Genomic DNA, 10802 nt, shown 5'->3' on the forward strand with positions numbered 1-10802 from the left:
GCGGGGGTGGCGGGGGGCGGTCGGGGAGAATGAGGGCCCGGTCGGTGGCGAGCAGGGAGTGCGGAGTGACGGCGGGTAGCGCGCGGGGGAACGGGGGGCGGGCTGCCGGGTGGGCGGTCGGGGAGCTGGTGTTGCTGCCGGTGGTTCTGGGTGCGGCGCTCGCAGCTTCGTTCAGTGGTGCCGGTGGTGGCGGTGGCGGCGGGTGGGGCCGGCGGCGGCGTGGCGGGGATGAGGCGCGGGCCGGGGCGCTGGCGGCGCGGGACGCGGCGCAGCAGGCGTTCTACGAGTTGGACTCGGCGCAGCGTGAGGCGCAGCTCGCCGTCGCGGCGGTGCGGGCGGCCGAGGAGGGCGCGCCGGCCCGGCAGGCGCTGGAGGACTTCCAGGACCTGTCGGCCCGGATCGACCAGGTCAACCTGGCGTACTTCGCCGCGCTGGACTCGTGTGATCTGGAGGCCGCCGAGCTGGCGCCCGGCGCGGCGGCGCAGGCGCGGCAGCGGCTGGAGCAGGCCGGGCGGGAGCTGGCGGCGAAGCAGGCCGAGCTGAACAACTACCTGAGCCGTCTGCAGCCGCTGGTTCGGCACGCGGAGGCGCAGCTGGCCCGGGTGACGCCGGCCGTCGAGCAGGCGAAGCGGGCGCTGCTGGCCGCGAGCGGTGCGCTCGACGCCGTGCGGGCCGGTGGCCTGCGGGCGGACGAGCCGGCGGCCCGGCTGGCCGAGTTGGCGCCGGAGCTGACCCGGCTGAACGAGGGCGCGGCCAAGCACGGCGTGGCTGCCACCGTGCAGCGGGCGGAGGACGTCGCGCAGCGCGCCGAGCTGGTCCGGGCGGCCGCGGCCAGGCTGCCCGAGCAGCAGCGCGAGCTCGCGCAGCGGATCGCCAGCCTGCGGACCAGGGCGGAGGCCCTGGAGACCAGGACCGGGACGCTCGACCCGGCGCTGAGCGAACTGCGCCGCCGGTTCTCGGCGGCCTGTTGGGAGGACCTGCAACGGGTGCCGCAGGAGGCGCAGGCGGCGGTCCGCTCGGCGCGGCAGCGGCTGGCCGAGGCGGACGACGCGCTCGCGGCGCAGCGCTGGGCGGACGCGAGCTCGGCGGTCGGTGCGGTGCGGACGCTGCTGGAGACGGCGGACGGCGCCGTGGCGGCGGTGTCGCAGCGGTTGCGCCGGCTGAACGAGGCGGAGCGGGACGCGCACGGCGAGGTGGAGCGGGCCCGGTTCGCGCTGCGTGACGCCCAGCGGCTCGCGATGACGGGTCGCCAGGTGCCGGACCCGCGGCATGCCGGTCCGCTGGACGCCGCGGTCGGCCGGCTGGACCGGGCGGTGGCGGCGCTGGATGCGGCCGGACGTCACCCGGACTACTGGCACTTCCTCGTCGAACTGGACGGAGTGCGCGAGACCGCCGCACAGGTGGTCGCGATGATCCGCGACGAGCAGGCGCAGGGATAAGGGGAGATGGAGCAGAGATGGGGAGATGGAAGGGGAGGCGGTGGGGAGCAGGAAGGCAGCGGGTGGCGGGCGGTCGCGGCGGTGAAGCGGAGCTGGGCTGGGTAGGCTGCGGGCATGCCTCGCTATGACTTCCGCTGCCGCACCTGCGGCGCCACGTTCGAACTCCGCCGGCCGATGGCACAGGCCAATGCCCCGGCGATGTGCCCGCAGGGGCACCTGGACACCGCGAAGCTGCTCTCCACGGTCGCCGTGACCGGCTCGGCCGGTGCGAGCGCTGCCCCGGCGGCCTCGGCCGGTGGTGGTGGCGGCGGTTGCTGTGGTGGCGGCTGCTGCGGCTGAGTCACCCCCGCACGTGGCTGAGGAACGCGCGCACGATCTCCTCACCCGCGAGTACACCGCGCTGCTCCAGAGCCGTCAGGTGCGGCGCGGTCCAGCCCTGGTCGGCGAGTTCGCCGTGGCCGGGGCGCCAGGCGTGGTCGGCGGCGAGCAGCAGGTCGGCGTCGAGCAGGGAGTCGCCGGCGGCGAGTACGGTGCCGCCGCCGATCCGGCGCAGCACCTCCGCCAGGGCCGCGCTCTTGGTGAGCGCGGCGGGCACGGCGTACAGCTTCCGCCCCTGGAGCGAGACGGTCCAGCCGCGCTCGGCGCACCAGCCGGTCAGCTCCGTCAGCCAACCGTCGGGCAGCCGGTCCCGCTCGACCACCAGGTAGGCGAAGAGCTCGTCGGCGACCCGCCGTTTCACCGTCCAGCCGGGGTCCGCGCAGCGCGCCAGGTGCTCGACCACCTCGGTCAGCGGCACAGCGGTGGCGGCCAGCCGGGCGGTGACGGCCGCGTCCCAGTCCGGATCGGGGTCGGCCGCGCCGCCGACCAGCAGCCGGCCGCCGTTCGCGCAGATCGCGTACGGCGGTCGCCAGTTCGGCGTGGGGCCGGGCAGGTTGATCCGTTCGTACTGGGCGACAGTGCGCGTGGTGGCCGGGACCACAACGGCCTCGGCGGCCAGTTCGGCGAACTGCCGGGCGGCCCGCTCGGTGAGGTAGGAGAGCGGTCGGCCCTGGTACACCTCCACCGAGAGCAGCCGCGGCGCCGCGTGGTCCGGCCCCGGCAGCGCCAGCGCGTCGCCGGAGTAGATCAGCGTGCGGTCCAGATCGCCGGCCACCACGAACGAGTCATCGGTGAGCACTAGACGGCCCGCCCGCTCGCGCCCGTCGCGCCGCGGCTGTAGCGCGGGTGCACCAGGCCGACGCAGGAGTACGGCAGCCCGTCCACCTCCTCGACCGGTACGCCGCGCTGCGCCGCCAGCAGCCGCACGTGGTCCAGGTCGCTGCCGACCCCCCGCCGGGCCAGCACCCGCCAGGGCACCCGGCGCAGCATCACCCGGGTCGTCTCGCCCACCCCCGGCTTGACCAGGTTGACGTTGCCGATGCCGTATTCGGCGCTGATCCGCTCGACCGCCGCCCAGCCCTCCCAGGTCGGCGTCCGGTCCTCGGCGGCGAGCAGCAGCGCGGCGGCCGCGGCCTCCCGCCGGACGGCCGCGAAGTGGTCGGCGACGGTGTCCAGGAAGGCGTGCGACACGTCCGCGCCGGCAAGCTCCGCGTAGTACTTGGCGCCGTGGAAGTCCTCCGGGCCGATCAGGTCGTCCCGCAGCACCGTGCGTGACACCAGGCCGGTGACAGTGGAGTTGAGGCAGGCGGACGGGATCAGGAAGTCGTCCCTGGTGCCGTACGTGCGGACGCAGCGGCCGGGGTCGGCGAGCACCGCGAGGTCCGGATCGAACGGCGTACCGGCCAGCGCGGCGGCCAGCTCCCGCGTGATCGCGCCCTTGCCGGTCCAGCCATCGACGAAGACCACCTCGGCCGGATCGTGCCGGGTCGCCAGGTAGCGCAGCGCGACCGGGTCGATGCCGCGGCCGCGGACGATCGAGACGGCGTAGTGCGGCGTCTCCACCTGGTGCACGGCCGCCAGCCAGCGGCGGATCAGGATGCCGATCGGCGTCCCGGCGCGGGCCAGCGAGGCCAGCACCAGTCCGCTCCCCCGTTCGCGGACCAGCGACTCGGCGACCGTGCCGACCGCCAGCGCGATCCGGCGGGCCGAACCGCGCAGCGCCCGGTGGAACAGCTCCTGGTACTCGGGGCTCGGCTGGTACTCCACCGGCAGCGACTCGGCGTAGTGCGCGCCGGCCTGGACGGCCTCCTCCCGCTCCTCGGTGGGCGCCTCCAGGGCGACCGCGGAGAGGTCGGTGAGCAGCCAGCCGACCTCGGCGGTCGCGTAGGAGGAGAAGCCGGGACCACGCAGCGGCCGCGGCAGCTCCGACGCTCGCGCGGGCCCCGGCAGCGCGGACGGCAGGACGGTCAGCACCACCCGGTCGGTGACCGCGCGCAACTGCGCCAGCAGCCCGCCGGGCGCGTGCAGCGCGGGCGTGTCGGCCGCCGAGTCGATGACCAGGACGATCGCGTCGTACCGCCGCGAGGGGTCGGCGCCGGGGGCGACGTTGTAGAGATAGCGCAGCGCGGCACCAGCCGAGCCGGCGAGGGACAGGCCATCGTGCGCGGGGAAGGCCAGCCTGGTCCGAATCGGGTACCCGGGCTCGTCCACCGCCAGTACGGGCGAGCGGGTGGTCGAGCCGAACCGCACCTGCGCGGCGGGCCCGAGCCGCTCGGCCAGCGCCTCGGCCAACCGCAGCGGCGCGTACATCAGCTCCTCGCACCCCAGCACCAGCACCCGCCGCCGGGCACCGGCCGGCGCCGCGAACGTCGGCTCCGCCGACGTCCCGGTCAGCGCCCGAGCCAGCCGGCCGGCCGACTCGGCCAGCAGCGCCTCCAGCCGGACCAGGTGCGCGGGCGTGAACCCGTGCCGGCCACCGTCCGGCAGCCCGTCCGGCCAGGCGAGTTCGGCCCGGACCAGCTCCGCCTCCCGCCCGGCTGCCTGGCCGGCTGCCTCGACGACCTCCCGGCCCGCCACCGCCACCGCCACCGCCACCGGCTCCGGCGCCGAGCTCGGCCCGGCCGCCTCCCCCGACCTCGTCGCGGCCAGCAGCAGCCGGGCCCGCTCCAACGTGCCCGCCGGCAGCCGGATCCGGCCCTCGGCGAGCGCCAGCTCCTCGATCGTCGTGCCCAGCTCCGCCGCGAACTTGGCCAGCCGGGCCCTGTCCTGGTCCTCCCGCAGGTCCACCAGGGAGGCCAGCAGGTAGCGCCGCCGCGGCCATCGCCGGTGCAGCTCGCTGATCGCGTTCAACGCCGTCCGCCCGGTGGACAGTTCGTCGTCGACCAGGACCAGCGGGACGTCCGCCGCGAGCAGCCCGGGATCGGCCGGGAACAGCAGGTGCGAGCTGGCGTGCGAGTGCACCTCCTCGAAGCCGGCGGCCGGCACCACCCCGGGCACCGGCCGCCGGGTGGAGTGCAGGTACGGCGCGCCCAGGACGGCCGCCACGCACTGGCCGAGCCCGCTGGCGGCCTCCGCGAAGCCCAGCACCACCGCGCCGTTGCCCTCGCCGAGCCGTTCGCGCACCGCCAGCCCGAGGCGCTGCCCGGCGCCGCGGACCAGCTCCGGCCGCTGCGGCACGTACTTGCCGAGCACCTCGGAGACCAGCAGGTGCGCGCGCTTGCGGTTCTCGCGCACCGCGAGGCCGACCAGCTCCGGCAGTTCCGGCGCACCGGACAGCTCGATCCCGAGCCGGTCGGCCACCCACCGACCGGACCAGACCGCCGAGTCCTCGTCCAGACCGCCGAATTGGCGCAAGATGCACTCCCCAGAAACATCGCCCACGGAATCGGCCCTGGCCGGCGGGCCGCTTTCTGCCGACACGGGACGGACTCGATTCCGGCCACCGCGTCGCGCACCGACCGCCGTCTCATATCCGCAGCCCGCGCCGCCTTCGGCCGCCCATCGTACGGTCAGACCGGGCGCCTGGAACGACCGGAACAATGATTCATGGATTATCGACACCAGATTCCCGGGAATCGATCGCCAGTAAATTACTTGCGAAATTGAGCAAGTTTTACCGGGCGCGCCGCCGGCCCGCCGATAAACCGCTCCGGCCGACCGGCTGCCCCGCTCCGCCGGCCCGGGCGGCGCCCCGGCGCGCGGACTCGCCCCTGCACCCGCGTTGTCCGGCGGGCCCGGCACCCGGCAGGATGGTCAGTTATGACCCACGTGATGGCGAAGGGCGCGAACATCCCGCTGACCGCGGCGGCGGTCCGCGCCGTGCTGCGCTGGAGCACGGCGCCGGGCACCCCGGACGTCGATGCGTCCGCGCTGCTGGTCGGCACCGACGGCAAGGTCCGCTCGGACGCCGATTTCGTCTTCTACAACCAGCCCCGGCACCCGTCCGGCGTGGTCCGCCACCTGCCCAAGCACCAGGTGCGGGGCGGCGAGGAGATCGCCGACACGATCGAGGTGGACCTGGCGAAACTGCCGGCCGACGTCGACCGGGTGGTCCTGGCCGGCTCCACCGAGACGGGCTCGTTCCGCCGGGTCGTCGGGCTGCGGGTGCTGCTGTACGACGCGGCCGCGCCGGCCGGTGCCGAGCCGCTCGCCCGGTTCAACCTCACCGAGTTCCCGCCGACCGAGGTCGAGGACGTCTCCGCGCTGCTCTGCGCCGAGCTGTACCGGCGCTCGGGCGAGTGGAAGTTCCGCGCGGTGGGGCAGGGCTACGCCTCGGGACTCGGCGGCCTGGCCACCGACTTCGGCATCACGGTCGAGGACGAGGCCGCGGCCGGCGCCGGCGCCCGCACGCCGAGCGCGGCGCAGCCCGACGCTCCCGGCCCGACGCCCCCGCAGCCGAGCACGCCACCCGCGTACGGCTACCCGCAGCAGCCCGCGCAGTCACCCGCACAGGTCCCCTCACCCGCACCCGCCTACGGCTATCCGCAGCAGCAGCCCGCAGCGGCCGCCGCCCCCGGATACCCGCCGCAACCCGCGTACGGCTACCCCCAGCAGCACCAACAGCACCCCGGCTACGGCTACCCACCCGCAGCGGCCCAGGCCCCTGCCCAGCCCCAGGCCCCCGCCTACGGATACCCGCAGCCCGCCCCGGCCTTCGTGCTCCCGCCGCAGGGCCCGCAGTTCCAGCCCCGCTGACTCACCTGGCGCGAGGCCCCGGACAGGCCCTGGCGGACAGGCCCTAGTCCTCGTCCTTGTACCCCCGCTGCCAGTCCATCCCGAAGCCGTACAGCCGGTCCAGGTCCGACTGGAACCCGTGCACGTACTTCACCTCCCGACGGGCCATCAACTGCCCGTCCCCCTTGTTCTCGATCAGCACCACCGCACACGAACGGGCCGCCGACGCCCGCTCGTCCAGGTTGATCTCCAGCCGGGGACCGCTCGGCGGGACCATCTGGATCTGCGCGTGCGTCTGGTCGAACGCGGGCGTGCCGTCGTAGATGTACACGAACACCAGCAGCCGCTTGAACTGGTCCTTCTTCTCCAGGTTGATGTACATCGACTCGCCGGACGGCGCACCGTACTTGTCGTCGCCGCTGAGCTTGATGAACGGCGGGTGCTGGAGGTCGCCGAAGAACTTGCCGAGCGGCTGCACCACCCCGGTGGTGCCGTCGGTCATCTCGTACATGCACGCCAGGTCGAGGTCGACGTTGTCCGAACCCTCCTGGAACGCCTCGGTGTCGGCCGGGCGCAGCAGGCGCGGCTGGAGCAGCGCGCGGCGCAGCTGGGCCTTCGGCCGCTGTCGCACCCGGGAGGTCCAGTGCAGATTGATGTAGAGGTTGCCGGTGGTCGGGCCGGCCGCCGTGATGGCGTGCATGGGCTGCGACTTGGTCAGCGTGATCTTGCCGCCGCCGACTTCGAAGTGCGGTGTCTGCCCGCCCGACAGGTTCCGTTCACCTCGCAGGAAGTCCCATACCGCGCCCACCTGACCGCCCCCTAGCCTTCCGAGGGTCCACCGACCCTCTAGCACAGCTTTCTGACGCACCATTGTGCATTGCGGTGCATACCCCGCCCCGGGCCTGAGCCACCGTCGGACGCGATATCGTCTAGCCGCACAGGTGTCCCCCCGTCACGCAACGGGCACGCCGAACGGCCCAGCGTTCCCCGTGACGCACCGTCAGGCACGCTGCCCAGGGAAAGCAGAGGCTCACGCCGCAATGACACTCTCCTCCATACAGCTGGTCTGGGCCGTCGTCGGCGGCGCAGCCCTGCTCTTCACGGCCATCCTGGTGGCCACCCTGCGCTTCAAGAACCAGAAGGCCGAGGAGAGCGGGGACTCCTGGGAGCGCAGCGAGGACCGCCGCCGCCGCAAGGAGATGCTGTACGGAATCTCCTCGTACGTCCTGCTCTTCGTCTGCGCCGGCGTCGCGGCCGCGCTCTCGTTCCACGGTCTGGTCGGCTTCGGCACCCAGAACCTCGGGCTCAGCAACGGCTGGGAGTACCTGGTCCCGTTCGGCCTGGACGGCGCCGCGATGTTCTGCTCGGTGCTCGCCGTGCGCGAGGCCAGCCACGGCGACGCCGCGCTCGGCTCGCGCCTGCTGGTGTGGCTCTTCGCCTTCGCCTCGGCCTGGTTCAACTGGGTGCACGCGCCGCGCGGCGGCGGCCACGACGGCGCGCCGCAGTTCTTCTCCGGCATGTCGATCTCGGCGGCCGTCCTCTTCGACCGCGCGCTCAAGCAGACCCGCCGGGCCGCACTGCGCGAGCAGGGCCTGATACCGCGTCCGCTGCCGCAGATCCGGATCGTCCGCTGGCTGCGCGCGCCGCGCGAGACGTACGCGGCCTGGTCGCTGATGCTGCTGGAGAACGTGCGCAGCCTGGACGAGGCGGTCGAGGAGGTCCGCGAGGAGCGGCAGACCAAGCTGGACGCCAAGGTCCAGGCGCGCAGCGCCGACCGGCGCGAGCGGGCCGAGCTGAAGGCGATCTCCCGCGGCGGCGTGCTCGGCCGGACCCGCGGCGGTCGGCAGGTGCCGGCCCTGACGGCCGGCAGCGGAGACGGCCAGCCCGCTACGGAGCCTGCCCTAGCCCCCGCACTCCGCACCAAGCAGCAGTCGCTGACCCCGCGCACCGGCGGTACCACTGCCGCCCCGAGCATCGACCTCACCGCGGACGATGACACGCTCTCGATGCCCACGGTCGACTCGCCCTTCGACTCCCTGGAGCGCAAGCTGCGCGCCATGGAGAAGCGCCTGGGCTGAACGGCTCGGCTGAACGGCTGGGCTGAACGGCTGGGCTGAACGGCTGACGCCGACAGGCGGTGGTTCCCGGTGGATCCGGGAGCCACCGCCTGTCGGCGTCTGTGTCTGTGATCGAGGGCGGGCCCGTCAGCGCTTGGCGCTGCCCGCCGCTGCCTCGGCGCCCAGTTCACCGGACGAGTCCGGGTCCGCGTCGGACTCCGTGTGCGGTTCGCGGCGGTTGCGCAGCACCGAGGAGGCCAGGGCGGCGCCGATGAAGGCGACGCCGATCAGGCCGGTGACCAGCTCCGGGATCTCGTGCCTGATCGAGACCAGCAGGATCGCGGCGAGCGCGCCGATCGCGTAGTGGGCGCCGTGCTCCAGGTAGACGTACTCGTCCAGCGTGCCGCGGCGGACCAGGTAGACCGTCAGCGAGCGGATGTACATCGCGCCGATGCCCAGGCCCAGGGTGATCTGGAAGATGTCGCTGGAGATCGCGAAGGCGCCGACCACGCCGTCGAACGAGAAGGAGGCGTCCAGCACCTCCAGGTACAGGAAGAGGAAGAACGCGGCCTTGCCGGCCACCTGCACGAGCGAGCGGCCGCCAGTCGCGGCCGGGCTACCTGCGACGGCCCGCTCGTCCTCCTCCCCCTCCTCGTCGTCCTCACCCTGCTCGTCCAGCGAGTCCTCGAAGATGCCGGAGAGCCCGTTCACCGCGAGGTAGGTGGCCAGGCCGAGCAGACCGGCGAGCAGAACCGTTTCGGCGCGCGCCCCGGCGAAGAAGCGCGCGACGAGGGCCAGGACGACCAGCGTGGTCACCGAGGAGAGCGCCTCCAGTCGGCCGATCCGCTCCAGCGGCCGCTCCAGCCGGGCCAGCCACTGGTAGTCCTTCTCGCCGAAGATGAAGTCCAGGAAGATCATCAGCAGGAAGACCCCGCCGAACGCCGCGATCGCCGGCTTGGCGGCCGTGAGGTGCTCGGCGTAGGTCAGCCCGTTGTACGTGTGGCCCGAATGCAGCGCCAGGTCGATCACGGTGCTCGGCCCGATATGGGCCGTCAGGCCCACCACCAGCAGCGGGAAGAGCAGCCGCATGCCGAAGACCGCGATGAGCACACCGACCGTCAGGAAGATCCGCTGCCAGAACGGGTTCATCCGCTTGAGGACCGTGGCGTTGACCACTGCGTTGTCGAAGGAGAGCGAGATTTCGAGGATCGCGAGGATCAGGACCACGCCGAATCCCTCGGCGCCCCAGATCAGCCCGGCCGCGACCAGCCCGGCAATGGTGATCGCGAAGGACCATCCGAAAGTGCGGAGGAACACGGGTATGACTACCTTTCAGTCATCGCTGGCGGCGCCGGCGTCGCCGCCTTCGCCGTCATCACTCATCACTCGTCACTGCACGTTGACACCGAAGTCCAGCGCGATCCCCCGCAGGCCGGAGGCGTAGCCCTGGCCCACCGCGCGGAACTTCCATTCACCCTGGTACCGGTAGAGCTCGCCGAAGATCATCGCGGTCTCACTGGACGCGTCCTCGGTGAGGTCGTAACGGGCGATCTCCTGGCCGCCGGCCTGGTTGACCACCCGGATGTAGGCGTTGCGGACCTGGCCGAAGTTCTGCCCCCGGACGTCGGCCTCGTAGATCGAGACCGGGAAGACCACCTTGTCGACCTGCGCCGGCACCAGGTCCAGGTTGACCACGACCACCTCCTCGTCGCCCTCGTCCCCGCCCGCCCCGCCGACCAGGTTGTCGCCGAAGTGCTCGACCGAGCCGTCCGGGCTCCTGAGGTTGTTGTAGAAGACGAAGTACTCGTCGCCGAGCACCTGGCCGCCAGCACACAGCAGGGCGCTCGCGTCGAGGTCGAACGGCGCGCCCGTGGTGGACCGGGCGTCCCAGCCGAGACCGATCTGCACCCGGGTGAGGTTCGGCGCGGCCTTGCTCAGCGAGACGTTGCCGCCCTTGGCGAGCGTGACACTCATGCTGGTCTTTCCTCCCACTCCCGGGCGCCGGCTACCTGGCGACGGCCGGGAGAGCGCATCTCAGCATGCCCTCCCGCGGCTGCCGACGGTTTCGACCTGCCCGCTGAACTTCCTGAACTCACCGAACCTACCAGCGCTCATCAGTTCGAACGGGAGTACACGGCGGGTGTACGGACGTACTCGACCGGGGCATCAGGAGCACCAGGGAGCACACGCAAACGGCCCCGGGGTCTCCTTTTCCTTTCTTGTGGGGAAAGGGAAAGAAGGGGCGCTTCTGGGG

At 73.1% G+C, this 10802-nt stretch carries 9 protein-coding genes; 4 read left to right on the forward strand and 5 right to left on the reverse strand.

The features are described 5' to 3' along the window. Positions 1–29: 29 nt before the first annotated feature. Both AC060L_RS15495 and AC060L_RS15500 read left to right on the forward strand, forming a co-directional pair. Positions 30–1439, forward strand: a complete 1410-nt coding sequence (locus AC060L_RS15495) for a coiled-coil domain-containing protein (RefSeq protein WP_483799312.1) — start codon at positions 30–32, stop codon at positions 1437–1439. 114 nt (positions 1440–1553) lie between these two features. After that, positions 1554–1778, forward strand: coding sequence for an FmdB family zinc ribbon protein (locus tag AC060L_RS15500; protein WP_483799313.1), 225 nt, complete (start codon positions 1554–1556; stop codon positions 1776–1778). A gap of 1 nt (position 1779) precedes the next feature. On the opposite strand, the gene AC060L_RS15505 is transcribed toward AC060L_RS15500, so the two are convergent. Both AC060L_RS15505 and AC060L_RS15510 read right to left on the reverse strand, forming a co-directional pair. Continuing rightward, the gene (locus AC060L_RS15505) at positions 1780–2616 is read right to left on the reverse strand and encodes an HAD family hydrolase (protein WP_483799314.1); all 837 of its coding nucleotides are present in this window, start codon (positions 2614–2616) and stop codon (positions 1780–1782) included. Further along, positions 2616–5174 (reverse strand): phosphoribosyltransferase, encoded by a 2559-nt coding sequence (locus AC060L_RS15510; protein ID WP_483799341.1) that lies wholly within the window; start codon positions 5172–5174, stop codon positions 2616–2618. Before AC060L_RS15510 ends, AC060L_RS15505 begins: the two co-directional genes overlap by 1 nt. A 402-nt stretch (positions 5175–5576) precedes the next feature. Here AC060L_RS15510 and AC060L_RS15515 point away from each other — a divergent pair, with 402 nt between their 5' ends. Then, positions 5577–6512: a TerD family protein gene (locus tag AC060L_RS15515; protein WP_483799315.1), complete on the forward strand. Its 936-nt coding sequence runs from the start codon at positions 5577–5579 to the stop codon at positions 6510–6512. A gap of 43 nt (positions 6513–6555) precedes the next feature. Here the strand turns inward: AC060L_RS15515 and AC060L_RS15520 are convergent, their stop codons facing one another. After that, the gene (locus AC060L_RS15520; protein WP_483799316.1) at positions 6556–7299 is read right to left on the reverse strand and encodes a Tellurium resistance; all 744 of its coding nucleotides are present in this window, start codon (positions 7297–7299) and stop codon (positions 6556–6558) included. Between the two features lie 232 nt (positions 7300–7531). Between AC060L_RS15520 and AC060L_RS15525 the strand changes: the two genes are divergently transcribed. After that, positions 7532–8569, forward strand: coding sequence for a DUF2637 domain-containing protein (locus AC060L_RS15525; RefSeq protein ID WP_483799317.1), 1038 nt, complete (start codon positions 7532–7534; stop codon positions 8567–8569). A 126-nt stretch (positions 8570–8695) separates the two neighbouring features. Here AC060L_RS15525 and AC060L_RS15530 read toward each other — a convergent pair whose 3' ends face one another. Next, positions 8696–9865 carry a DUF475 domain-containing protein gene (locus tag AC060L_RS15530; protein WP_483799318.1) on the reverse strand — a complete coding sequence of 390 codons (1170 nt, stop codon included), beginning with the start codon at positions 9863–9865 and terminating at the stop codon, positions 8696–8698. Between the two features lie 72 nt (positions 9866–9937). Further along, positions 9938–10522 (reverse strand): TerD family protein, encoded by a 585-nt coding sequence (locus AC060L_RS15535; protein WP_483799319.1) that lies wholly within the window; start codon positions 10520–10522, stop codon positions 9938–9940. Between the last annotated feature and the right edge of the window lie 280 nt (positions 10523–10802).

It is taken from the genome of Kitasatospora sp. NEAU-69, from assembly GCF_057158765.1.